Source organism: Pseudomonas sp. JDS08PS003 (assembly GCF_045013505.1).
Lineage (GTDB): Bacteria > Pseudomonadota > Gammaproteobacteria > Pseudomonadales > Pseudomonadaceae > Aquipseudomonas > Aquipseudomonas protegens_B.
In genome coordinates this window covers 5,399,110-5,422,393 of sequence record NZ_CP120724.1, presented here as the reverse complement: position 1 = coordinate 5,422,393, position 23,284 = coordinate 5,399,110, and the positions used below count along the sequence as shown (strand labels likewise).

At 61.4% G+C, this 23,284-nt stretch carries 27 protein-coding genes and 1 riboswitch; of the genes, 21 read left to right on the top strand and 6 right to left on the bottom strand.

Annotated features, from left to right (window positions below):
- Nucleotides 1-12 precede the first annotated feature (12 nt).
- A complete protein-coding gene (gene mazG / locus P7C00_RS23930; RefSeq protein ID WP_346632290.1) occupies nucleotides 13-846 on the top strand; it encodes a nucleoside triphosphate pyrophosphohydrolase in 834 nt (277 codons plus the stop codon).
- A gap of 26 nt (nucleotides 847-872) precedes the next feature.
- Complete coding sequence (locus P7C00_RS23925) at nucleotides 873-1,412, top strand: DUF2058 domain-containing protein (protein WP_025127007.1); 540 nt, start codon at nucleotides 873-875, stop codon at nucleotides 1,410-1,412.
- 102 nt (nucleotides 1,413-1,514) lie between these two features.
- On the opposite strand, the gene P7C00_RS23920 is transcribed toward P7C00_RS23925, so the two are convergent.
- The 4 genes from P7C00_RS23920 to purM all read right to left on the bottom strand — a co-directional run bounded on the left by P7C00_RS23920 (nucleotide 1,515) and on the right by purM (nucleotide 4,429).
- Nucleotides 1,515-1,703: a hypothetical protein gene (locus P7C00_RS23920; protein WP_011062706.1), complete on the bottom strand. Its 189-nt coding sequence runs from the start codon at nucleotides 1,701-1,703 to the stop codon at nucleotides 1,515-1,517.
- A 283-nt stretch (nucleotides 1,704-1,986) separates the two neighbouring features.
- A complete protein-coding gene (locus P7C00_RS23915) occupies nucleotides 1,987-2,700 on the bottom strand; it encodes a DUF3108 domain-containing protein (RefSeq protein ID WP_346632289.1) in 714 nt (237 codons plus the stop codon).
- An 8-nt stretch (nucleotides 2,701-2,708) separates the two neighbouring features.
- Nucleotides 2,709-3,359: a phosphoribosylglycinamide formyltransferase gene (purN, locus tag P7C00_RS23910; protein WP_346632288.1), complete on the bottom strand. Its 651-nt coding sequence runs from the start codon at nucleotides 3,357-3,359 to the stop codon at nucleotides 2,709-2,711.
- 11 nt (nucleotides 3,360-3,370) lie between these two features.
- On the bottom strand, nucleotides 3,371-4,429 hold the full coding sequence (gene purM, locus P7C00_RS23905; protein ID WP_123726926.1) for a phosphoribosylformylglycinamidine cyclo-ligase: 1,059 nt from the start codon (nucleotides 4,427-4,429) through the stop codon (nucleotides 3,371-3,373).
- A 369-nt stretch (nucleotides 4,430-4,798) separates the two neighbouring features.
- Between purM and P7C00_RS23900 the strand changes: the two genes are divergently transcribed.
- The 6 genes from P7C00_RS23900 (at nucleotide 4,799) to P7C00_RS23875 (ending at nucleotide 10,120) form a co-directional block, all read left to right on the top strand.
- Nucleotides 4,799-5,848 carry a DUF2066 domain-containing protein gene (locus tag P7C00_RS23900; RefSeq protein WP_346632287.1) on the top strand — a complete coding sequence of 350 codons (1,050 nt, stop codon included), beginning with the start codon at nucleotides 4,799-4,801 and terminating at the stop codon, nucleotides 5,846-5,848.
- A gap of 38 nt (nucleotides 5,849-5,886) precedes the next feature.
- Nucleotides 5,887-6,960 carry an AI-2E family transporter gene (locus P7C00_RS23895; protein WP_346632286.1) on the top strand — a complete coding sequence of 358 codons (1,074 nt, stop codon included), beginning with the start codon at nucleotides 5,887-5,889 and terminating at the stop codon, nucleotides 6,958-6,960.
- Between the two features lie 229 nt (nucleotides 6,961-7,189).
- Nucleotides 7,190-7,894 (top strand): DnaA regulatory inactivator Hda, encoded by a 705-nt coding sequence (hda, locus tag P7C00_RS23890; protein WP_007898944.1) that lies wholly within the window; start codon nucleotides 7,190-7,192, stop codon nucleotides 7,892-7,894.
- Between the two features lie 223 nt (nucleotides 7,895-8,117).
- A complete protein-coding gene (locus tag P7C00_RS23885; RefSeq protein WP_102860746.1) occupies nucleotides 8,118-8,738 on the top strand; it encodes a C40 family peptidase in 621 nt (206 codons plus the stop codon).
- Between the two features lie 164 nt (nucleotides 8,739-8,902).
- Nucleotides 8,903-9,436, top strand: coding sequence for a C40 family peptidase (locus tag P7C00_RS23880; protein WP_092311761.1), 534 nt, complete (start codon nucleotides 8,903-8,905; stop codon nucleotides 9,434-9,436).
- A 21-nt stretch (nucleotides 9,437-9,457) separates the two neighbouring features.
- A complete protein-coding gene (locus P7C00_RS23875; RefSeq protein ID WP_404937493.1) occupies nucleotides 9,458-10,120 on the top strand; it encodes a class I SAM-dependent methyltransferase in 663 nt (220 codons plus the stop codon).
- Between the two features lie 2 nt (nucleotides 10,121-10,122).
- Here P7C00_RS23875 and P7C00_RS23870 read toward each other — a convergent pair whose 3' ends face one another.
- Both P7C00_RS23870 and P7C00_RS23865 read right to left on the bottom strand, forming a co-directional pair.
- Complete coding sequence (locus tag P7C00_RS23870) at nucleotides 10,123-11,442, bottom strand: sorbosone dehydrogenase family protein (RefSeq protein WP_346632284.1); 1,320 nt, start codon at nucleotides 11,440-11,442, stop codon at nucleotides 10,123-10,125.
- A gap of 70 nt (nucleotides 11,443-11,512) precedes the next feature.
- A complete protein-coding gene (locus P7C00_RS23865; RefSeq protein ID WP_346632283.1) occupies nucleotides 11,513-12,094 on the bottom strand; it encodes a hypothetical protein in 582 nt (193 codons plus the stop codon).
- A 169-nt stretch (nucleotides 12,095-12,263) separates the two neighbouring features.
- A riboswitch (cobalamin riboswitch) is annotated at nucleotides 12,264-12,497 on the top strand.
- 79 nt (nucleotides 12,498-12,576) lie between these two features.
- Between P7C00_RS23865 and cobO the strand changes: the two genes are divergently transcribed.
- From cobO to P7C00_RS23800, 13 genes are all read left to right on the top strand, one after another.
- Entirely contained in the window at nucleotides 12,577-13,188 is a 612-nt protein-coding gene (cobO, locus tag P7C00_RS23860) for a cob(I)yrinic acid a,c-diamide adenosyltransferase (protein ID WP_346632282.1), read from the top strand.
- A gap of 10 nt (nucleotides 13,189-13,198) precedes the next feature.
- Nucleotides 13,199-14,521 (top strand): cobyrinate a,c-diamide synthase, encoded by a 1,323-nt coding sequence (locus P7C00_RS23855; RefSeq protein ID WP_404937492.1) that lies wholly within the window; start codon nucleotides 13,199-13,201, stop codon nucleotides 14,519-14,521.
- Nucleotides 14,514-15,164: a 5,6-dimethylbenzimidazole synthase gene (gene bluB / locus P7C00_RS23850; RefSeq protein ID WP_123726934.1), complete on the top strand. Its 651-nt coding sequence runs from the start codon at nucleotides 14,514-14,516 to the stop codon at nucleotides 15,162-15,164. Before P7C00_RS23855 ends, bluB begins: the two co-directional genes overlap by 8 nt.
- Nucleotides 15,161-16,069, top strand: coding sequence for an adenosylcobinamide-phosphate synthase CbiB (cbiB, locus tag P7C00_RS23845; protein WP_404937491.1), 909 nt, complete (start codon nucleotides 15,161-15,163; stop codon nucleotides 16,067-16,069). The genes bluB and cbiB overlap by 4 nt, the downstream gene beginning before the upstream one ends.
- Nucleotides 16,062-17,054, top strand: a complete 993-nt coding sequence (gene cobD / locus P7C00_RS23840) for a threonine-phosphate decarboxylase CobD (RefSeq protein ID WP_346632279.1) — start codon at nucleotides 16,062-16,064, stop codon at nucleotides 17,052-17,054. Before cbiB ends, cobD begins: the two co-directional genes overlap by 8 nt.
- Nucleotides 17,051-18,502: a cobyric acid synthase gene (locus tag P7C00_RS23835; protein WP_404937490.1), complete on the top strand. Its 1,452-nt coding sequence runs from the start codon at nucleotides 17,051-17,053 to the stop codon at nucleotides 18,500-18,502. Before cobD ends, P7C00_RS23835 begins: the two co-directional genes overlap by 4 nt.
- Nucleotides 18,503-18,538: 36 nt before the next feature.
- Nucleotides 18,539-19,060 carry a bifunctional adenosylcobinamide kinase/adenosylcobinamide-phosphate guanylyltransferase gene (gene cobU / locus P7C00_RS23830; RefSeq protein ID WP_404937489.1) on the top strand — a complete coding sequence of 174 codons (522 nt, stop codon included), beginning with the start codon at nucleotides 18,539-18,541 and terminating at the stop codon, nucleotides 19,058-19,060.
- Nucleotides 19,057-20,112 (top strand): nicotinate-nucleotide--dimethylbenzimidazole phosphoribosyltransferase, encoded by a 1,056-nt coding sequence (cobT, locus tag P7C00_RS23825; RefSeq protein WP_404937488.1) that lies wholly within the window; start codon nucleotides 19,057-19,059, stop codon nucleotides 20,110-20,112. The genes cobU and cobT overlap by 4 nt, the downstream gene beginning before the upstream one ends.
- Nucleotides 20,109-20,684: a histidine phosphatase family protein gene (locus tag P7C00_RS23820; RefSeq protein ID WP_404937487.1), complete on the top strand. Its 576-nt coding sequence runs from the start codon at nucleotides 20,109-20,111 to the stop codon at nucleotides 20,682-20,684. The genes cobT and P7C00_RS23820 overlap by 4 nt, the downstream gene beginning before the upstream one ends.
- Nucleotide 20,685: 1 nt before the next feature.
- On the top strand, nucleotides 20,686-21,417 hold the full coding sequence (locus tag P7C00_RS23815; protein WP_346632274.1) for an adenosylcobinamide-GDP ribazoletransferase: 732 nt from the start codon (nucleotides 20,686-20,688) through the stop codon (nucleotides 21,415-21,417).
- A gap of 71 nt (nucleotides 21,418-21,488) precedes the next feature.
- The gene (locus tag P7C00_RS23810; RefSeq protein WP_123726941.1) at nucleotides 21,489-21,893 is read left to right on the top strand and encodes a MarR family winged helix-turn-helix transcriptional regulator; all 405 of its coding nucleotides are present in this window, start codon (nucleotides 21,489-21,491) and stop codon (nucleotides 21,891-21,893) included.
- A 52-nt stretch (nucleotides 21,894-21,945) separates the two neighbouring features.
- On the top strand, nucleotides 21,946-23,148 hold the full coding sequence (locus P7C00_RS23805; protein WP_404937486.1) for an MFS transporter: 1,203 nt from the start codon (nucleotides 21,946-21,948) through the stop codon (nucleotides 23,146-23,148).
- The gene (locus tag P7C00_RS23800; protein ID WP_404937485.1) at nucleotides 23,145-23,267 is read left to right on the top strand and encodes a hypothetical protein; all 123 of its coding nucleotides are present in this window, start codon (nucleotides 23,145-23,147) and stop codon (nucleotides 23,265-23,267) included. The genes P7C00_RS23805 and P7C00_RS23800 overlap by 4 nt, the downstream gene beginning before the upstream one ends.
- Nucleotides 23,268-23,284: the final 17 nt, after the last annotated feature.

The window sequence follows — 23,284 nt, the reverse complement described above, 5'->3', positions numbered from 1 at the left end:
ATGGATGAACTGATGTACAGCCTTGAAGACCTGCTCCACCTGATGGCGCGCCTGCGGGACCCGCAATACGGCTGCCCTTGGGACATCAAGCAGAACTACGCCAGCATCGTCCCTCATACCCTGGAAGAGGCCTATGAAGTGGCCGACGCTATCGAGCGCGGCGACTTCGACCACTTGCAGGGCGAGTTGGGAGACCTGCTGTTCCAGGTGGTGTACTACAGCCAACTGGCCCGGGAAGAGGGGCGCTTTGAATTCGATGGGGTGGTGGACAGCATCACCCGCAAGCTGATCCGTCGTCACCCCCATGTGTTTCCCACTGGGGACCTGTATGCACCGCTGGACATCCCGCGGCTCGATGAAGAACAGGTCAAGGAGCGCTGGGAGCAGATCAAGGCCGAGGAGCGTGCAGAGAAGTCCGATGCTCCGCAGCAGCTGTCTCTGCTGGACGATGTGCCAGTGGCCTTGCCGGCTCTGTCTCGCGCCGCCAAGTTGCAGAAGCGTGCGGCCCAGATCGGGTTCGATTGGCCGCAAGCCCTGCCGGTGGTGGACAAGGTCCGTGAAGAGCTGGATGAAGTGTTGGAGGCCATGGCTGACAACGACCCTGCGGCGATCACCGATGAAATTGGCGACCTGCTATTTGTCGTGGTTAACCTGGCCAGGCACCTCAAGGTCGATCCGGAAACCGCGCTGCGGGGTGCCAATGCCAAGTTCGACAGACGCTTTCGATTTATCGAGCAGGCATTGCGCGATACCGGTCGTCCCGTGGAAGATTGCACCCTCGAAGAGTTGGATGCCCTGTGGGGCGAAGCCAAACGTCAGGAAAAGAATTTGCCCAGCTGCGGCTGAGGCCGTTGCCTAAGTGAGTAAGCACCATGAGCCTTTCCCTTCGCGACCAGTTGCTCAAAGCAGGGCTGGTCAACCAAAAGCAGGCCAAGCAGGTCAGCAAAGACAAGCAGAAGCAGCAGCGCCTGGCCCATAAAGGCCAGATCGAGCTTGACGATTCCCAGCAGCGTGCAGCTCAGGAAGCCATGGCCGAGAAGGTCAAGCGCGACCAGGAGCTCAATCGTCAGCAGCAGGAGAAGGCCGAGCAGAAGGCTCGTGCGGCCCAGGTCAAGCAACTGATCGAGGTTTCGCGTCTGCCCAAGCTGACCACCGAGGATTACTACAACTTCGTCGACGACAAGAAGGTCAAGCGTCTGTCGGTGAACACCCTGATGCGCAACAAACTCAGCAGTGGCTCCCTGGCCATCGTTCACCATGGCGGCGGTTACGAGGTGATTCCGCGGGAGGCGGCGCTGAAGATCCAGGAGCGTGACCCGCGGCGTATCGTGCAGCTCAATACCCCTACAGAGGCGCCGGATGAGGATGATCCGTACGCGGCCTATCAGATCCCTGATGATCTGATGTGGTAAGCCTCCAGTAACGACAAACCCCGCTCATGGCGGGGTTTGTCGTTTATGGGGGGCGGGCGGGGATCCGCGTGGAGATCCCGGCGCTCTTGCGCTGACGTTGAGTCAGGAACTCTGGGGTGCGCGGTTCTGCTCGAGTTTTTCCAGCTCAGCCTTGTAGCTGTGGGCGTCGCTCTCGGAATGGAACATGCCCACCAGCATGTCTTGTTGATGCACATCCCAGATCCGTACACCCGCGGCTACGCCTTCATGGGACATATGTGAATCGTCGCGTTCAGTTACTTTTACAGTCATCTGCTAGCTCCAATCTCTGTTGATCTGCAGCAAGGCGTGTGCAGGACTCTGTTATATATTTTGTTAGCTTGCTAAGTAAATTGCCTGGATCTGCAACAGACCCTTGCAGGATCGGCGACAATCCTGCAGCCCGCGAAAACCGTGACATTTCGCCGCAGTGGCGGAAGTTTCATGACAAAAGTTTCATCTTTGATGCATTGCGCCAGAGCCCCTGGGTGGGGCTGACAGGTAGATCCAGGACAAAAAAAGCCCCGCATGTGCGGGGCTTTGATTCTGTGGTGACTCAGCCGCCTTTGACGGTTTTGCCGTTGACCGTGCCGTTAAGGAGCATGATGTTGTACTCCTTGCCGTCGGTTTCCACTTGTTGCAGGCGTACCAGGAGGTAGTCCCAGTCCTTGGCGAACCACATCACGGTGATGCGTTTGCTTTGTGTCGGGTCGCGTACGCGCTCGACCTTGATCGCATCGATCTGGCCAGCCTTGGTGTCGACCTTCTCCGAGCCCAGGACGCGGAAGTCGTAGGTATCGACTTCGCCGCCATCGACCACTTGATAGCTCATGGTCTTCTTGCCGGCGGCCACGTCGTGCTGCAGGGCCAGTTGATAGGTGGATTTATCCACCATTCCGGTGTTCAGGGGCAGCTTGACCGCATCGCCGCGATCGGTGCCGGTGACCATCTTCGCGTTCCAGTCGAAGTCCAAGTCGGCTTTCTTGGCCTTGCCCAGACCGCCACGCTCGAAGTGATAGGACTGGGGCACCAGAGTGTCCTTGTCCAGGGTCAGGGTGCTTTCTTCACTCAGGCTGGCGATCATCATCGATGCCTTGAAGCTGAGTTTCCACGCGCCATTGGCGGTTTTTTCCAGGCTGCGTTCAGCCGTGCCGCTCATGGGCAACTGCTTCCAGTCGGCGGTATAGCTGGCGGAGAACGGGTGAAGGTCTGCTGCCTGCACAACCGGCAGGGCGAACAGAGCACAAGCGAAGAGCAGGGCGCGACGCATAAAATCTCCTAGGTTCGAATCAAATAGCCGCTGGCGGCCAGTAATTGACCATCCAGTAAAGCACCCTGATCGCCAAGCGTCAGCCGACCTTCGGCAAACCAGCGTACGGCCATGGGGTAAATCCGGTGTTCCTGGACGTGCACTCGCTGCGCCAGGCTTTGCGGCGAGTCGTGCAACTCTACCGGGATCACAGCCTGTACGACCAGAGGCCCGCCATCGAGTTCCTCGGTGACGAAGTGCACACTGCAACCGTGCTCGGTGTCTTTGGCCTCCAGCGCCCGCTGATGAGTGTGTAACCCTTTGTATTTGGGTAGCAGCGAAGGGTGGATATTCAACAGACGGCCCTGGTAGTGACGGACGAATCCAGCGCTGAGAATGCGCATGAACCCGGCCAGTACCACCAGTTTCGGTTGGAAGGTATCGATCAGCTCGATCAACCCCTGGTCGAAGGCCTCGCGGCCTTCGAAGGTGGTGTGATCGAGGAAGCGGGTAGCAATACCCGCTTCCTTGGCGCGCTGCAGGCCATAGGCGTCAGCGCGGTTGGAGATCACGGCAGCGATGCGAACCGGACTGTCGTCGGTCCGCGCGTTGTCGATCAGGGCTTGCAGGTTACTGCCGGTGCCGGACAGCAGCACCACAACATCACAGGTCGGCGACATCCGCTCTTGCATCAGTGGGCCTTGAGGTTCTTCAGCTCGACCTGGGCCGCGCCTTCGGCTGCGGTGGCGATCTGGCCGATGACCCAAGGCTGCTCGCCGGCTTCACGCAGAACGTTCAGGGCGTTTTCGACCTGGTCCTGGGCGACGCAGATGACCATGCCCACGCCGCAGTTCAGTACGCGGTGCATTTCGTGCTCGTCGACGTTGCCTTTCTCTTGCAGCCAGTCGAAGACCGCTGGACGCTGCCAGCTCGCGACGTCGACCACTGCCTGGGCGCCTTTTGGCAGTACCCGTGGAATGTTGTCCAGCAGACCGCCGCCGGTGATGTGGGCCATGGCCTTGACCGCGCCGGTGTCCTTGATCAGTTTGAGCAGTGGTTTGACGTAGATGCGGGTCGGGGCCATCAGCAGGTCGGTCAGTGGCTTGCCGTCCAGTTGGATGCTTTCGATGTCGGCACCGGAAACTTCGATGATCTTGCGGATCAGCGAGTAGCCGTTGGAGTGCGGACCGGAAGATGGCAGGGCCAGCAGGGCGTCACCGGCGGCGACTTTCGAGCCATCGATGATCTCGGCCTTTTCCACCACACCGACGCAGAAGCCGGCCAGATCGTAGTCTTCGCCTTCGTACATGCCTGGCATTTCAGCGGTTTCGCCGCCCACCAGGGAGCAGCCGGACAGTTCGCAGCCGGCGCCGATGCCGGTCACTACCTGGGCTGCGGTGTCGACGTTGAGCTTGCCGGTGGCGTAGTAGTCGAGGAAGAACAGCGGTTCGGCGCCGCAAACCACCAGATCGTTGACGCACATGGCCACCAGGTCGATGCCGATGCTGTCGTGCTTGTTCAGGTTCAGGGCCAGGCGCAGCTTGGTGCCGACGCCGTCAGTACCGGAAACCAGTACAGGTTGTTTGTAGCCGGCCGGGATTTCGCAGAGGGCGCCGAAACCGCCCAGGCCGCCCATGACTTCCGGGCGCGCAGTGCGCTTGGCGACGCTCTTGATGCGTTCGACCAATGCTTCACCGGCGTCGATGTCTACACCGGCGTCTTTGTAGCTCAGGGAGGGTTGCTTGCTCATGATCCAGGCCTTTAGGGGGGATTCAGGGGTATCGACCGAACCAGAGAGCCTGCCGAAACACTGCAAAAGGGTTTCAGGGTGCCCAGCTGATGCCGGTCTGCGAAGGCGCGCGATTTTATCAGGCTTGAGGGGCAGCGGCCATCCTCGGGCCGACGGGTAGAGGCATATCCTGTTAAAAAAACCGCGATTGGCCGTGTTGGTGCTCCTGCCCATGCCTGTATAAGGTATAGCGCTCAAGTGGCTATCGTTATGACAGTGCGAAAACAATCGGGCGACGGGTGAATGTTTTGCCGGGGCTTGTGGTCACAGCCTTGCTCGCAGCGGTTCATGGGTGCTGTTTCAATCGTTTTTTGTCGTCGGGAATCTTCCATGCGTCTGGGTAAATTTCTATTTGTGGGCTGTTTGTCATTGGTCAGCCTGGCGAGTCATGCCGAAACCCTCAATGGCTTGTATCAGGTGCGTGAGCCGGTGAGCAGTCAGTCGCCCGAAGAGCGCGACCAGGCCACCCAGCGAGCACTTGAAACCCTGGTGCTGCGCCTCACTGGCGACGCCAAGGCTGCACAAGGGCCCGGTCTGGCTGCGATCCGCAAGGACCCGCAGCAGATCATCAGCCAGTATGGTTATGACGCCGGGCCGCCGGAAAGCTTGCAGGTGGACTTCGATCCGGTCAGCACCGATCGTGCCCTGCGCCAGGCGGGGCTGTCGTTGTGGGGTAGCAACCGGCCGTCGATCCTTGGCTGGTGGCTGAGTGATTCAACCGAGGGCTCCAGCCTGGTCGGGGATGGACAGGCCAGTGCCGCGCCCCTGCGGCGAGCAGCTCAGCATCGTGGCTTGCCTTTGCGTTTGCCTCTTGGCGACCTGGATGAGCAGATTGTCGCGACGGCGCCGAATCTTGAAGGCGCCGATCCGGCTCCGCTGCGTGAAGCTTCTGAGCGCTATGGTGCAGATGCGCTGTTGGCGGTACATGCTCGTGAAGAGGGCGGCCAATGGCAGGCCAAGTGGCGGTTGTGGCTCGGCGATCAGAAAGAGCAGGGCACCGTTCAGGGGGCTGATACCGCTGCTTTGGCGGATGGCGTATTGCTTGCGGTGAGTCAGCGTCTGGCGCCGCGTTTCGTTACCCGTCCTGGTGTTTCCAGCGAGCAGTTGCTCGAAGTGCAGGGCATGACCCTGGAGCACTACGCAGCCTTGGGGCACCTTTTGGAGCCTTTCGGTGCGCAGTTGCAGAGTATCGACGGTGACCGGGTCGTCTATCGGGTCAACGGCAGCGCGGAGCAACTGCGGGCGCAGTTGTCCCTGGCCAAGCTGCAAGAGATTCCGGCTGGTGAGGCGCTGGCGCCTCAGGTGCCTGTGCAAGGTGCGCAAGGCTCGGCGCCAGCCGCTGCTGCGGCGACACAGGCGCAGTTGCGCTTTCGTTGGTAGCAGGTTGATTTCCTTCTATATAGAAGCAGGAGTGGTTTATGGCTGATACGCGTCGTTGGGTCTGGTTGGGTGGAGTGCTCCTGGTCTGTGGGTTGGTCTACCTGCTGCACCCGATCCTGAGTCCGTTCCTGGTGGCGCTGTTGTTGGCCTATCTGTTCGACCCGCTGGTGGATCGCCTGGAAAAATGGGGGCTGTCCCGTACCTGGGGCGTGGTGGCTGTGTTTGCGCTGTTCACTCTGATTGTGATGACACTGCTGCTGGTACTGGTGCCGATGCTGGCCAAGCAGTTGCTGCGATTGTATGAGTTGGCGCCGCAGATGCTCGACTGGGTACAGCACTCGGCAATGCCCTGGGTGCAGTCCCGGTTGGGGCTGGCGGATGGCTTCTGGAAGTTCGACAAGGTCAAGGCTGCCATCAGCGAGCATATGGGGCAGACCACGGACATTGTGGGTGTGGTGCTGAGCCAGGCCACCGCTTCGGGTCTGGCGCTGATCGGCTGGCTGGCCAACCTGGTGCTGATCCCGGTGGTCAGCTTCTACCTGTTGCGGGACTGGGACCTGATGATGGCCAAGATCCGTAGCCTGTTGCCGCGCAATCGCGAGGAGCGGGTGATGTCCCTGGCGGGTGAATGTCACGAGGTGCTGGGGGCGTTTGTCCGCGGGCAATTGCTGGTGATGCTGGCTCTCGGGGTGATCTATGCGGCAGGGCTGATGCTGGTAGGGCTCGAATTGGGCTTGTTGATTGGGCTGATTGCCGGTTTGGCGGCGATCGTGCCGTATATGGGCTTTGTCATAGGTATTGGCGCGGCGCTGATTGCCGGTCTGTTCCAGTTTGGTGGCGACCTGTACCCGATGCTCGGCATCGTTGCGGTATTCATGGTGGGGCAGGCGCTGGAGGGGATGGTGCTGACGCCGTTGCTGGTGGGGGACCGGATTGGTCTGCACCCAGTGGCGGTAATCTTCGCCATCCTCGCTGGTGGCGAACTGTTCGGGTTTACCGGGGTGCTGCTGGCTCTGCCAGTGGCGGCAGTGATCATGGTGCTGGTACGCCATGTGCACGACCTGTACAAGGACTCGGACCTCTACAGTGGTGCTGAAGACCCCGAACTGTAAGGGTGGCGAAGGGCTAGATGATTAGGGGCGCCCCGGGCGGGCGTTCCTTCATGACTATCGACCTGCTGCTGTCCAGGCTGTCAAAGAATCCCCTTCAGCCCGTTTCGACTGACGCAAACCTTTGATTTTGCTTGTGGTCTGCTGCATTGTGCGCTCGGCGTCACGGGTATAAACTTTGCAAACTTTACACAGAGGCCACTAACGGTTCCTTTGGAACTGTTCAGTCAGCATGAAACCGATTCAGCTGCCCCTAGGTGTGCGTCTGCGTGATGACGCCACCTTCATCAACTACTACCCAGGCGCCAATGCCGCTGCACTCGGCTACGTCGAGCGCCTATGCGAAGCCGACGCCGGCTGGACCGAAAGCCTGATCTATCTCTGGGGCAAGGACGGCGTAGGCCGTACTCACTTGCTGCAGGCGGCGTGTTTGCGTTTCGAGCAGTTGGGGGAGCCTGCGGTTTATCTGCCGCTGGCAGAGTTGCTGGATCGTGGTATCGAGATTCTCGACAACCTTGAACAGTACGAACTGGTCTGCCTGGATGATCTGCAGGCGGTGGCCGGCAAAGCGGATTGGGAAGAGGCACTGTTCCATCTGTTCAATCGCTTGCGCGACAGTGGTCGACGTTTGCTGATCGCGGCCTCGACCTCGCCCCGAGAGTTGCCAGTGAAGCTGGCGGACTTGAAGTCCCGTCTGACCCTGGCGCTGATCTTCCAGATGCGTCCGCTCTCCGATGAAGATAAATTGCGTGCCCTGCAACTGCGTGCGTCCCGTCGTGGACTGCACCTGACCGATGAAGTCGGGCATTTTATTCTGACTCGCGGCACTCGCAGCATGAGTGCTCTTTTCGAGCTGCTCGAACGTCTTGATCAGGCCTCGTTGCAAGCTCAGCGCAAACTGACCATTCCCTTCCTGAAAGAGACCCTAGGCTGGTAAAACCGGGGCCTGCAGAGTTTCCCTGGGATGCGTTCGGCATATTTCAGGCGCCAGAAAACGCACCTTTGGAAGGGTTTCCAGAGGCGGGCGAACTTAAAATGGGCTTAAAGCCTTAGATGTACGGAAGAAACTCATAAGTCACATTCTGATCGATTGAATTTGCAAATGAGGGCGATAGAAGGCATAGTCGCGTCTTCTTTTATTTCAAGCCACGGTCGTGCCCATGCTAAATCGCTTCGCACCCCTCGTGCCTCTCGCACTCGTTACCCTGTTGTTTGGTTGCGCTTCTCACACTCCGGTGTCTCAGCAGCAGCCCGTGCAACAGGCTCAAGTCTCCGCAAAAAACCAGTCTTCCGCTGTTTACCAGGAAGAGCTGGCAACTGAAAAGGAACTGGCAGAGTTCTCTGACAGCAAGCCTTACCAGTTGCCAGTTCTGGCTGACAGCATCCTCGAGCGCGGCATGTCCTTGATCGGTACCCGTTACCGTTTCGGCGGTACCTCGGAGGCCGGCTTCGATTGCAGCGGTTTCATCGGTTATCTGTTTCGCGAAGAGGCGGGCATGAACCTGCCGCGTTCCACTCGCGAAATGATCAACGTCAAGGCTCCTCTGGTCGCACGCAACAACCTCAAGCCGGGTGATCTGCTGTTCTTCAGCACCAATGGCCGTGGGCGCGTCAGCCACGCCGGTATCTACCTGGGGGATGATCAGTTCATCCACTCCAGCAGTCGTCGCAGTGGTGGCGTGCGGGTCGATAGCCTGGGTGACAGCTACTGGAGCAAGACCTTCATCGAAGCCAAGCGAGCCCTCGCCATGGCGCCGACTGTAGTCACTGCACGTAAATAAGCAGACTATTTGTAGGGCGAAGTTAAAGTCTTACTTGAAGTTTGGCGTGTAGACGCTAGAATCCTGATCTATTGTTGAAACTAACCGCGTAAGCCCTGCTTACGCGGTTTTGTTTTCAGTACCACGGCAGAGAAAGCCGCATCCCGATCAGGATTGTTCAGCTTATGTCGACCTCGGCCCGTTTTGCGCTTATTGCCCTCGCTGCACTGCTCAGTGCCTGCGCCAGCCGTACACCGCCTCCGGCGCCTGTGGTACGTGCTCCGGTATTCAACTCCTCCCAGGCTTTTTCTCCGGTTGCCGAAGACGTGCTGTTTCGCGCCTTGGGCCTGGTAGGCACGCCTTATCGCTGGGGTGGCAATACTCCGGACTCCGGATTCGATTGCAGCGGTCTGATTGGTTATGTCTACCGTGATGCGGCGGGTATTTCCTTGCCGCGCTCGACTCGGGAAATGATTGGCATGCAGGCGCCGGATGTGGGCAAGAATGCCTTGCAGACCGGTGACCTGATCTTCTTTGCCACCAATGGCGGTTCTCAGGTCAGCCATGCCGGGATTTATGTTGGCGAAGGACGTTTCGTGCACGCCCCGGCCACAGGTGGCACCGTTAAGCTCGACAGTCTGTCCAAGGCCTATTGGCAGAAGGCCTACCTGAGCGCCAAGCGTGTACTGCAGCCGGAACATCTGGCGCACAATCCATAAGCCTTCCCTGTCGAGGTGCTCGTGACTGCTCGTACTCTCAACCTCGACGATGCCCTTTATCAGTACCTGCTGGACGTTTCACTGCGTGAGACGCCCCTATTGCGTCGTTTGCGTGACGAAACCCAGGCGCTGCCCAATGCGCGCTGGCAAGTGGCGCCGGAACAAGGGCAGTTCCTCGCGCTGCTGATCAAGCTCACCGGTGCTCGCCGGATCCTCGAGGTCGGGACCTTCACCGGCTATAGCGCCTTGTGCATGGCTCAGGCGCTACCCGACGACGGTTCGTTGACCTGTTGTGACATTCCCGGTGACTACAATGCCACCGCCCGTCGTTACTGGAAGGAGGCGGGAGTCGACCAGCGTATTGACCTGCGCCTGTCGCCTGCGCTAGAGACCCTGGCTGGCCTGGAGCAGGCGGGCCCGCTTGAGTCTTTCGATCTGATCTTTATCGATGCGGACAAGGCCAATTACCCGGCCTACCTGGAGTTCGCCCTGCGTTTGCTGCGAGTTGGGGGGCTGGTGGTGTTCGACAACACGCTATGGAGCGGGCGAGTGCTGGAGGCGAATGCCGCCAGTGAGGATACCCGAGCCATCCAGGCGCTCAATCGTGCCTTGAAGGATGACTCGCGCATCGACTTGTCACTGCTGCCCCTGGGGGATGGCCTGACCCTGTGCCGCAAGCGCTGAACTCAGGGCGCCTTGGCGGCGGATACCCGCCAGATCTTGTTGCCGACATCATCGGCGACCAATAGGCCTCCTTGCTGATCGATGACTACCCCGACCGGGCGCCCCAGGGCTTTTTCATCGGCATTGAGAAAGCCGCTGAGTACGTCGATTGGTTGTCCCTGGGGTTTGCCCGCGCTGAAAGGCACGAATATCACCTTGTAGCCGCTGTGGGGCTTGCGGTTCCAGGACCCGTGCTGGCCGATGAAGGCGCCTTCTGTAAAGGGGGCGGGAAGTTTGCTGCCTTCGGCGAAGGTCAGGCCCAGTGAGGCCGTATGTGGGCCCACGGCGTAATCCGGAGCGATTGCCTTGGTCACCTGCTCGAGGTTTTGTGGCTTGACCCGCACGTCCACGTGTTGCCCGTAGTAACTGAAGGGCCAGCCATAAAAAGCCCCGTCCTTGACCGAGGTGATGTAATCCGGAACCAGATCGCTGCCGATTTCGTCGCGCTCATTGACTGCGGTCCATAGCGCTCCGCTGACCGGCTCCCAGGCCAGGCCATTGGGGTTGCGCAGGCCGGTGGCGAACAGGCGATGCTTGCCACTGGCCCGATCCACTTCCCAGATGGCCGCACGGCCTTCTTCTTTATCCAGGCCATTTTCCCCAACGTTACTGTTCGAGCCGACGGTGACATAAAGCTTGCTTGCGTCCTTGCTGGCGATGACGTTCTTGGTCCAGTGGTGGTTGAGTGTGCCGCCGGGGAGGTCGAGCACCTTGGTGGGGGCTGCACTGATGTGGGTGTCACCGTTCTGATAGGGGAAGCGCAGCAGCTTGTCGGTGTCCGCCACATATAGATCATTGCCCACCAGGGTCATGCCGAAGGGGGAGTTGAGGTTCTCCAGGAACAGGCTGCGGGTTTCCGCCACGCCGTCGTGATCCTGGTCCCGCAACAGGGTAATGCGATTGGCGCTGGGGACGGCTGCGCCGGCTCGGCCCATTACTTTTCCGGCGATCCAGCCACGAATGCCCTGACTGTCATCCGGCTTGGGTGGTGCATTGGTTTCAGCTACCAATACATCGCCATTGGGCAATACATACAGCCAGCGTGGGTGGTCGAGGTTTTCGGCGAAGGCGGCAACCTGGGTGCCGGCTGCGGCCGTGGGTTTTGCGCCTTGGGGCCAGCCGATGGCAGGGGCAATATTGACCGTGGGGATCAGCGTGGGATTGGGTTCCGGCAGCTTGGGGTTCGGTCCGGTGCCGTCTGAGACTTGCAGGCTGGAGGTTTCGCCGCAGGCGGTGAGGCCGGCGGCGATAACGATAAGCAAGGTGTGTTGAAGCTTGAGCATGCTGATTTCCCTATGAGTGCACGAACGTCGTAGTCATAGAGGAGCATAGCCAGTCGATGGTTCCGCCTGATCAGCGGGCCTCCTTGAACAGTACGGCAATACCCGGATGGTAGTGGCCGCTTTCGTTATGCAGCTTGCGGTAGGCGTAGGGGAAGTACCAGGCTACGGCGCAGCAGTGCTCCTTTTGCAACTCGTCCAGCATGTCCTGAAGTTCTTCGGGAGAGGCGCTGTGCTGGGCTTTTTGCGGGGCTACAAACAGGCAGCCGAGCCTCAGGTCGCTGGGATAGCTGATCTTTTTGGCGTCACTGGCAATGTCCAGCAATGGCTGGGTCAGGTGCAGGCTGTTGACCCGTGGCCAGCGCTGAGTGGTCTGGATATAAGCGCGTTCGTCCTTGGTGGCCAGATACAGGTCGGTACGAGCGTTGCGAGCACCTTCCTCCTGCTGCTTCTTGCTGGGGCTGTGTTCCAGGCTGATCATCTCCGCCATCCAGGCGGCCGCGGAGAGTAATCCCAGGTTGGCCTTTTCATCGAACCAGTACGGGGTTTCGTTATCGCCGCGGACTGCGTTGTAGCGGTCAATGCAATCGAACCAGCGTTCCAGCATCGGGCGCAGGAATTCCAGCTTTGGATTGCTGATGATCATGCCTTGCATCGAACTCACCCCTTATTGTTGTGTGGCAGGACCTGGGTCCCGGAATGTGGCTATTTGATATCATTGCTCTGAGTGTGGCACAAGATTGGCGCCAGTTTGTTGATGCAGTGCAGTTTTGTGCGATGTGCGACGGCCGGCTTTAATTGACGCTCCACCCCCAACCCTCTAACCTTCGCGACTTGTTTCAGGTGCTCTGTGGCCCGTGGTCGACAGAGTGAAACAGGGAAGCCGGTCAGTGCCTGTTCCAGCGATGGACACGGCAACGATTCCGGCGCTGCCCCCGCAACGGTAGATGAGTCAAGGCTGTGCCAGATGCCACTGTGTCGATGACATGGGAAGGCGCGCAGCCCGGCAGCGATGCCCCTCATGAGCCCGGAGACCGGCCTGATCCATCCAACGGCATCACGGTGGGCGATGCCAGGCTAGCGCCGTCTCTTTCTTTTCCTGCCCGCCGTTCCCCAGCCCCAACGGAGAGCTGCCCCATGAGTGAATCCCCCGATCGTGACGAACGCCATCTGGCGCGCATGTTGCGCAAAAAAGCCGTGATCGATGAGCGCATCGCCAACTCGCCCAACGAATGTGGCTTGTTGCTGGTGCTGACCGGCAATGGCAAGGGCAAGAGCAGTTCGGCCTTCGGCATGCTGGCGCGGTCCATGGGCCACGGTATGCAGTGCGGCGTGGTGCAGTTCATCAAGGGCCGTAACAGCACCGGCGAAGAGTTGTTCTTCCGGCGTTTTCCAGAGCAGGTGCGGTTTCACGTGATGGGTGAGGGTTTCACCTGGGAAACCCAGGATCGCCAGCGCGACATTGCTGCGGCCGAAGCGGCCTGGGCGGTATCCAGGGAGCTGCTGAACGACCCGGAGATTGGCCTGGTAGTACTCGACGAGTTGAACATCGCCCTCAAGCACGGCTACCTGGATCTGGATCAGGTGCTCAGTGACCTGCAGGCCCGTCCCCCCATGCAGCACGTGGTGGTAACCGGCCGCGGCGCCAAGCCGGAGATGATCGAGCTGGCGGATACCGTCACTGAAATGGGCATGATCAAGCATGCGTTCCAGGCCGGTATCAAGGCGCAGAAAGGTGTTGAGCTGTGAGTGTGAATTCATGACCGATGTTCGTCATTGCCCGGCGGTATTGATCGCCGCGCCGGCTTCCGGCCAGGGCAAGACCACCGTGACCGCGGCATTGGCCCGTTTGCACCGCAACCAGGGGCGCAAGGTACGGGTATTCAAGTGCGGTCCGGATTTTCTCGATCCAATGATTCTTGAGCGAGCCAGCGGTGCTCCGGTGTACCAGCTGGACATGTGGATGGTCGGGGAGCAAGAAAGCCGCCGCTTGCTTTGGGAGGCTGCGGGCGAAGCGGACCTGATTCTGATCGAGGGGGTCATGGGGCTGTTCGACGGCACGCCCTCCAGCGCGGATCTGGCACGGCATTTCGGAGTCCCGGTGCTGGGGGTGATCGATGGCACCGCCATGGCCCAGACCTTTGGTGCGCTGGCCCTGGGACTGGCCCGCTATCAGCCGGACCTGCCGTTCGCTGGGGTGCTGGCCAACCGGGTAGGCACCTTGCGTCACGCGCAGTTGCTTGAAGGCAGCCTCACCGAGGGACTGCGCTGGTATGGAGCCTTGTCCCGGGAGACTGACATCGAGCTGCCCAGCCGCCATTTGGGGCTGGTGCAGGCCAGCGAACTGAATGATCTGGACCTGCGTCTTGATGCCGCCGCTGCAGCCCTGGCCAGCAGTTGCCAAGTGGCACTGCCGCCGGCAGTGAGCTTTGCCGCACCCACGCCGGAGCCCTGCGAGCCTTTGCTGGCGGGTGTGCGAATCGCCGTAGCGCGGGATGAGGCGTTTGCCTTTACCTATGGCGCCAACCTGGATCTGTTGCGGGCCATGGGCGCGCAGTTGAGCTTCTTCTCGCCGATTCATGACACCGAGTTGCCGGAGGCGGACAGTTTGTACCTGCCCGGTGGCTACCCCGAATTGCACCATCAGGCACTGGCGCAAAACACCGCGATGCTGGGCGCTATTCGTGCTCACCATGGTGCGGGCAAGCCGTTGCTCGCGGAGTGTGGTGGCATGCTGTATTTGCTGGACTCCCTGACCGACGTCGAAGGGCTGCGTGCCAATCTCTTGGGGTTGCTGCCCGGCGATGCCGTGATGCAAAAACGCCTGGCGGCCCTGGCCTTGCAAGCGGTGGAGTTGCCGGAGGGCAGCTTGCGTGGCCACACCTATCATCATTCCCTGACCAGCACGCAACTCGAGCCGATTGCCCGTGGCATCAGTCCCAATGGTGGTCGTGGTGCGGAAGCGGTGTATCGCGATGGGCGGATGACTGCCTCCTATGTGCACTTTTACTTTCCGTCCAATCCGGCGGCGGTGGCGGCGTTGTTCGTGCCGGCTTCTGCAGAGGGCGTGGCAGGTGAGTGAGCAGGGGTTTTCTGCGGCGGAGCGTGAGGCGGTTTATCGCGCCATTGCCGAACGCCGGGACATGCGTCACTTCGCCGGTGGCAGTGTCGCGCCCGAGCTGCTGCAGCGTTTGCTGGAAGCGGCGCATCAGGCGCCCAGTGTCGGGTTGATGCAACCCTGGCGCTTTATCCGTATCAGCGATCGACCACTGCGTGGACGAATCCAGCAGTTGGTGGAGGAGGAGCGGGTGCGCACTGCCGAGGCGTTGGGGGAGCGTTCCGACGAGTTCATGAAGCTCAAGGTCGAAGGCATCAATGACTGTGCCGAGGTGCTGGTGGCGGCGTTGATGGATGGGCGCGAGCGGCATGTCTTTGGACGGCGGACCCTGCCGGAAATGGACCTGGCCTCGCTGTCCTGTGCCATTCAGAACCTTTGGCTGGCGGCCCGCAGCGAAGGCCTGGGCATGGGCTGGGTTTCGCTGTTCGAGCCCCAGGCCCTGGCCGACCTGCTGGGATTACCCGCCGGCGCCAAACCCTTGGCCGTGTTGTGCCTGGGACCGGTTACCGAGTTCTATCCGGCGCCGATGCTGGCGCTGCAGGGCTGGGCGCAACCCCGGCCATTGAGTGAGTTGCTGTATGAGAATTACTGGGGAGTGAGTCAATGAGTGTGGCGTTGCTGAGTGTCGCCGGGGTGGCGCTGGATGCGCTGCTGGGCGAACCCAAGCGCTGGCATCCGCTGGTGGCCTTTGGCCGTGTGGCGGATCGTATCGAGCAACGTTTCAACGCCGCCGGCCGAGGCTGGCGCAGCCATGGGGTCACGGCTTGGGTACTGGCGGTGCTGCCCTTGACCCTGTTGGCCACGGCCCTGTCCTGGCTGCCCTACATCGGTTGGCTGGTGGAGATCGTTGCACTGTATTGCGCCCTGGGTCTTCGCAGCCTCGGCGAGCACGTCGAGCCGGTGGCTCAGGCTTTGCGCAGTGACGACCTGGATGAAGCCCGGCATCGGGTCGGCTTTCTGGTGAGCCGTGAGACTCGTGAGCTGGACGCCACCGAAGTGGCGCGGGCAGCCACTGAATCGGTGCTGGAAAACGGCAGCGATGCCGTGTTCGCCGCCTTGTTCTGGTTCGCCGTGGCCGGTGCGCCAGGGGTGGTGCTCTATCGTCTGAGCAACACTCTGGATGCGATGTGGGGTTATCGCAACGAGCGTTTTGAGCGTTTCGGCTGGGCGGCGGCGCGAATCGACGACCTGCTCAATTACATTCCTGCACGGCTGGTGGCCCTGACCTATGCCTTGCTGGGCAAGACCCGCCTGGCGCTCACATGCTGGTGGCGCCAGGGCCCGACCTGGGACAGTCCCAATGCCGGCCCGGTGATGGCGGCTGGAGCGGGTGCCCTGGGGGTCGAGTTGGGCGGCGCAGCGATTTATCACGGTGAGTTGCACCAGCGCCCGCAACTGGGCGAAGGCGAGCCGGCGAGTGCCGACTCCATCGATCGCGGCTGGCAGTTGGTGCAGCGAGGTGTCTGGCTGTGGTTGTTGTTTCTGTGCCTGGGGGCTGAATTCTATGCTTGAGCACGGTGGAAGGTTGCGCAAGGCGGCCCAGGAACACGGAATCGCCGAAGAGGCCTGGCTGGATCTGTCCAGCGGATTGGCGCCCTGGCCATTTCCTCTGCCGCCCATTCCCCTGCGTGCCTGGGCGCGCCTGCCAGAAACCGATGATGGCCTGGAGCAAGCGGCCTGCGCCTACTACGGCGCGAGTGAGGTGTTGCCGGTGGCCGGTTCCCAGGCGGCGATCCAACTGCTGCCGCGGCTGCGGCGGGCGGGCAAGGTTGGGGTCCTGTCGCCCTGTTATGCCGAGCACGCCGAGGCCTGGCGGCGCAGTGGCTATCGGGTGCGTGAGGTACTGGAGCAGGAAGTGGATTTCTTTCTCGACAGCCTCGATGTGCTGGTGGTGGTCAACCCCAACAACCCCACCGGTTTGAGCCTGACGCCGGAGCGCCTGCTGGATTGGCACGCCCGCTTGGCCCAGCGCGGTGGCTGGTTGGTGGTGGATGAAGCCTTCATGGATAACACCCCGCAACTGAGCCTGGCCCGGCATGCCCATCAGGTGGGGCTGATTGTCCTGCGTTCATTCGGCAAGTTCTTCGGGCTGGCCGGAGTACGCCTGGGCTTTGTCCTGGCCGAGCGCCGGTTGCTCAGGCTGTTGGCGGAGCAGGTTGGCCCCTGGGCGGTCAGCGGGCCTACCCGGGTGCTGGGGCAGGCCTGTCTGCGGGATGTCGAGGGCCATGCCCGGCAACGTCTGCGCAGTGAGGCGGCCAGTGAGCGTCTGAGTGAAGTCCTGGAGCAGCATGGCTTCAAGCCCCAAGGCGGCTGTGCGCTGTTCCAATGGCTGATCACCGCCGAGGCCGAGCGGCTTTATCAATTCATGGCGCGGCGCGGCATTCTCCTGCGGCTGTTTGCCCACAACAGCAGTCTGCGCTTCGGCCTGCCCGCCGACGATGCCGATTGGGCGCGCCTGGAACAGGCGCTGCAGGCTTATCGCAAGGACTATCCATGAGCACGCTGATGGTACAGGGCACCACCTCGGATGCCGGTAAGAGCACGTTAGTGACCGCCCTGTGTCGCTGGCTGTTGCGCCGGGGCGTCAGCGTGGTGCCGTTCAAACCGCAGAACATGGCGCTCAACAGTGCGGTGACCGCCGATGGTGGTGAGATCGGACGGGCCCAGGCGGTCCAGGCCCAGGCGGCCAATCTGGCGCCCCACACCGATATGAACCCGGTGCTGCTCAAGCCCAACAGCGACACCGGTTCCCAGGTGATCATTCACGGCCGGGCCGTCACCACCATGAATGCCGTGGCCTATCACGACTACAAGGCCATCGCCATGCAGGCGGTTCTGGCTTCCCATGAGCGTCTGCGAGGCGCTTATGAGGTGGTGATGGTGGAGGGGGCCGGCTCTCCGGCCGAGATCAATCTGCGGGCTGGCGATATCGCCAACATGGGGTTTGCCGAAGCGGTGGACTGTCCGGTGCTGCTGATTGCCGATATCAATCGTGGTGGGGTGTTCGCCCATCTGGTGGGAACTCTGGAGCTGCTTTCGCCCAGCGAGCAGGCGCGGGTCAAGGGCTTCATCATCAATCGTTTTCGCGGTGACCTGGCGCTCTTGCAGCCTGGGCTGGACTGGCTGGAGGCGCGTACCGGCAAGCCGGTGATCGGCGTGCTGCCCTATGTCATGGACCTGCATCTGGAGGCGGAGGACGGCATCGACCAGCGCCAGGCCGGCAAGGTCGATCAAGTGCTGAAGGTGGTGGTGCCGGTGCTGCCGCGCATCAGCAATCACACGGATTTCGATCCGTTGCGTCTGCATCCTCAGGTGGACTTGCAGTTCATCGGCCCAGGGCAGGTGATTCCCGCCGCGGACCTGATCATTCTTCCCGGCTCGAAAAGCGTACGCGGCGATCTGGCCTATCTGCGAGCCAACGGCTGGGACCGGGCCATCGCCCGGCACCTGCGTTATGGCGGCAAGCTGCTGGGGATCTGCGGTGGACTGCAGATGCTTGGCAAGCAGTTGCACGACCCACTGGGTTTGGAGGGCGCGGCGGGCTCCAGCCCGGGCCTGGGCTTGCTGGATTTTGAGACCGTGCTCGAAGCAGAGAAGCAGCTGCGTAACGTCAGCGGCTGCTTGACCCTGGAGACTGCGCCGGTCAGTGGCTATGAAATTCACGCCGGCGTCACTCGCGGCCCGGCCCTGGAGCAGCCTGCGGTGCAGTTGGAGGACGATCGCAGTGATGGCGCTTGCAGCGTCGATGGGCAGATCCTCGGCACCTATCTGCATGGTCTGTTCGAGGCTCCGACAGCCTGTGGTGCACTGTTGCGTTGGGCGGGTCTGCAGGATGTGCAGGAGGTGGATTACCACGCCTTGCGCGAACGCGATATCGAGCGTCTGGCGGACCTGGTGGAGCATCATCTGGATACCGCCGCACTGCTCAAACTCTGTGGCCTGTAGCGCCACGGTGGACTTACTTTTCAAAGGTGCTCAAGCATGCTGCAACTGATTCTCGGCGGTGCCCGCTCCGGCAAGAGTCGCCTGGCGGAAAAACTGGCCACTGACAGCGCCCTTGAGGTGATCTACATCGCCACCAGCCAGCCCCTGGATGGCGAGATGAATCAACGTATTGCCCATCATCGTGAGCGCCGCCCGTCCCAATGGAGATTGATCGAAGAGCCGCTGGAGCTGGCCCGGGTGCTGCAGCAGGCCGCTGGCACCGGGCGTTGCCTGCTGGTGGATTGCCTGACCCTGTGGTTGACCAATCTGCTGATGCTCGAGGACGAGCAGCGCTTGGCCATCGAACGTGAGGCCTTGTTGCAGTGTGTGGCGACGCTGCCGGGGGAGATCATTTTTGTCAGCAACGAAACTGGAATGGGTGTCGTGCCCCTGGGCGAATTGACTCGCCGCTACGTGGATGAAGCCGGTTGGCTGCATCAAGCCCTGGCCGAACGTTGTCAGCGTGTGGTGCTGACGGTGGCCGGTCTGCCCCTGACTTTGAAAGGAACTGCGTTATGAGTAACTCCTGGTGGCTGAACCCGTGTAAGGCGGTCGATGCCCGGATGGTCGAGCAAGCCCTGGAGCGTCAGCAGCAATTGACCAAGCCGGCCGGGTCCCTTGGTCAACTGGAGCCCTTGGCGGTGCGTCTGGCCAGTTTGCAAGGACAGCTCAAGCCATGCCTTGAGCGGTTGTGGATTTCGATTTTCGCCGGGGATCACGGGGTGGTCGCCGAGGGCGTATCCGCCTACCCACAGGAAGTGACAGGGCAGATGCTGCTGAACTTTGTCAGCGGCGGTGCAGCGATCAGCGTGCTGGCACGGCAACTGGGTGCGCAACTGGAGGTGGTGGACCTGGGGACAGTGGCCTTCGGATTGAGCCTGCCGGGTGTGCGCCACCTTAATCTCGGTGCCGGTACGCAGAACTTTGTCCAGGGGCCGGCCATGACCCCGGCTCAGGGTGAGCTGGCCCTGCAAGCGGGCCGTGACAGTGCGTTGCGCGCCCGTGCCGAGGGTGCCCAACTGTTTATCGGCGGTGAAATGGGCATTGGCAACACCACTGCAGCCAGTGCCATTGCCTGTGCGTTGCTGGACATTCCGGTGGCGCAGTTGGCCGGGCCGGGGACGGGTTTGAATGCCGAAGGGGTCAACCACAAGGCTCAGGTCATCGAGCGGGCCTTGGCCCTGCATGCAAGGTCCCGCGACGATGCCTTGCAGACGCTGTTCAATCTCGGTGGTTTTGAAGTGGCTGCGTTGGTAGGGGCCTATCTGGCCTGCGCTCAGGAAGGAATCGCAGTGCTGGTTGATGGGTTTATCTGCAGTGTCGCGGCGCTGGTGGCGGTGCGCCTGAATCCGGCGTGCCGTCCATGGCTGCTGTTTGCGCATCAAGGAGCCGAGCCGGGACACCGGCATGTGCTGAGTGCTCTGCAAGCCGACCCGTTGCTGGACCTGGGCTTGCGCCTGGGGGAGGGCAGCGGTGCTGCGCTGGCGGTGCCGTTACTGCGCCTGGCCTGTGATCTGCACGGGCAGATGGCGACCTTCGCCGAGGCGGCCGTGGCGGACCGGCCGGCATGACCCTGCATCTGGACCTGTTGCGCCACGGTGAAACCGAGCTGGGCGGTGGTTTGCGTGGCAGTCTGGACGACGCCCTGACAGCGCGGGGCTGGCAACAGATGCGTGATGGGGTTCAGGGGCGCGGGGGTTGGGATCTGATCGTCAGTTCACCCTTGCAGCGGTGCTCGCGTTTTGCCGAGCAACTGGCTGCGCAGTTGCAGTTGCCCCTGCTTCTGCAGCCTGATGTACAGGAACTGCATTTTGGCGCTTGGGAGGGGCAGAGCGCAGCGGCGCTGATGGAAACCAATGCCGATGATCTGGGCCTATTTTGGTCCGACCCCTATAGCTTTACTCCGCCCCAGGGGGAACCCGTGGTGGACTTTTCCCGACGGGTGCTGGGTGCGATCGAGGGCTTGCAGCGCGATTGTGCCGGGCAGCGGGTGCTGTTGATCAGCCATGGCGGGGTGATGCGCCTGTTGCTGGCCCGGGCACGTGGGCTGCCCCGAGAGCAGTTGCTGAATGTGGAAGTCGGTCACGGTGCGTTGTTCAGCTTGAAAGTTGCCTCCACGGGGCAATTGAGCGAGGAGGGCTGAGATGCTGCCGTTCTGGATTGCCCTGCAGTTTCTCAGCAGCCTGCCCATTCGCCTGCCGGGTATGCCCCAGCCTGAAGAAATGGGACGCTCATTGCTGTTCTATCCCTTGGTGGGTCTGTTGTTCGGTGTGCTGTTGTGGCTGCTGGACGCCGTGCTCGCTGGCACCCCTTTGCTGGTACACGCGGCGTTGCTGCTGAGCGCTTGGGTCTTGCTCAGTGGGGGATTGCACCTGGATGGACTGGCAGACAGTGCCGATGCCTGGCTGGGGGGCTTCGGTGATCGAGAGCGCACCCTGAGCATCATGAAGGACCCCCGAAGCGGGCCCATCGCGGTGGTGACGCTGTTGCTCGTGCTGTTGCTCAAGTTCGCCGCGCTGGTAGCGTTGATCGAGCAGCAGCAGGGCTTTGCCTTGTTGCTGGCGCCACTGATTGGGCGTGCCTCATTGCTGGGGTTGTTCCTCTCCACGCCATATGTGCGTGCGGGTGGCCTGGGGCAGGCCCTGGCCGATCATCTGCCGCCACTGGCAGGGCGGCAGGTGCTGGGCTTGAGTGTGCTGGTCTGTTTGCTGCTGGGTGGCTACAGCGGGCTTTGGGCCGTGCTGCTGGCGGTGGTGCTGTTCTTCTGGTTGCGTCAGTTGATGATCCGGCGCCTGGGCGGCACTACCGGCGATACAGCGGGGGCTCTGTTGGAGTTGCTGGAAACGGCTGTACTGCTGGCGCTGGTGGTTCTTTGAGCAAGGCCTGCAGTGGCTGTTTTTTTCTGAAATTTCTTGCCTTGGATTAGTCGCGGGTATATACACGCATCATGCTTCCCTCTCAGTGTTTGTGCACCAACCTGCGTCGTGCCGCTCGTGGCGTCAGCAGGTATTACGACGGCGCCCTCGACGGCTTCGGGATCAATGTTGCCCAGTATTCTTTGCTGAACAACCTGCTGCGCCTCGATCAGCCGAGCATTTCCAGCCTGGCGGATGCCATGGGCCTGGACCGCAGTACGCTGGGGCGTAATGTGCGGGTGCTGGAGGCTGCGGGTCTGGTCCGGTTGATGGAAGGTGACGACCAGCGCAACCGTCTGGTGCAACTGACCGATGCCGGACATGAGCGCTTGGTGGCGGCCTTGCCGGCCTGGGAGGCAGCCCAGCAGCGGCTGATCGATCGGCTTGGGGTGGAGAAGCGTGAAACCTTGTTGGCCTTGCTGAACGAACTCGCCTGACGGTGCTTCGTTCGAATATAAGCGGGTATATACCCGTACTTGGAGAATAAAAATGTCATCGATGTGGCGCACCAGCGGCTGGGTACTTCTCGGCAGCGCATTGATCCTGGCGCTGTCGCTGGGGGTTCGGCATGGTTTCGGCCTGTTTCTGCCGCCCATGAGTGCAAAGTTCGGCTGGGGGCGTGAAGTATTCGCCTTTGCCATTGCCTTGCAGAACCTGATCTGGGGCCTGGCGCAGCCCTTTACCGGAGCCCTGGCCGACCGTTTTGGCGCCGCCAGGGTGGTGTTGATCGGTGGCGTGCTGTATGCCGTGGGACTGGTGTTCATGGGGCTGTCTGATTCGGCCCTGACGCTGTCCTTGAGTGCGGGGTTGCTGATTGGCATTGGATTGTCGGGCACCTCCTTCTCGGTGATTCTCGGTGTTGTCGGCCGGGCAGTACCGCCGGAGAAGCGCAGCATGGGCATGGGGATCGCCAGTGCCGCTGGCTCTTTCGGTCAGTTCGCCATGCTGCCGGGGACCCTGGGCCTGATTGGCTGGCTGGGTTGGTCGATGGCGCTGCTGGTACTGGGATTGCTGGTAGCACTGATTGTGCCGCTGGTGAGCATGCTCAAGGACAAGCCCCTACCGGTGCTGGGGCATGAGCAGAGCCTGTCCGAGGCATTGCGTGAGGCCTGTTCTCATTCGGGGTTCTGGCTGCTGGCGTTCGGCTTTTTCGTCTGTGGCTTCCAGGTGGTGTTCATTGGTGTGCATCTGCCGGCCTATCTGGTGGATCAACACCTGCCGGCCACTGTCGGCACAACGGTTCTGGCCCTGATCGGCCTGTTCAATATCTTCGGTACCTATACCGCCGGCTGGCTGGGAGGGCGGATGTCCAAGCCACGCCTGCTTACCGGCCTGTATTTGTTGAGGGCGGTGGTGATTGGTCTGTTCCTGTGGTTGCCCGTGACGCAGGCCAGCGCCTACCTGTTCGGCATGGCCATGGGCTTTCTCTGGTTGTCCACCGTGCCTTTGACCAATGGCACAGTGGCTACCTTGTTCGGGGTCAGGAACTTGTCCATGCTCGGCGGTATTGTGTTCCTGTTCCACCAGTTGGGGTCCTTCCTCGGCGGTTGGCTGGGAGGAGTGGTGTATGACCGTACCGGGAGTTACGACTTGATCTGGCAGGTGGCGATTCTTCTCAGTTTGCTGGCTGCGGCGCTCAACTGGCCGGTGCGTGAGCGTCCGGTGGCGCGCTTGCAGGCAAGTGCGGCATGAGCTCATGGCTGGGTTGGGCGGCCGGCCTGGGAGTTGGCATCCTGTTGTTGCTGCTGGCCTGGTGGGGCTGGCACCGCAGCGGGCTGGCGCTGATGCAGTTGGGCATGGGTGCTTGCTAGGCGGGCGAGGGGGCGAG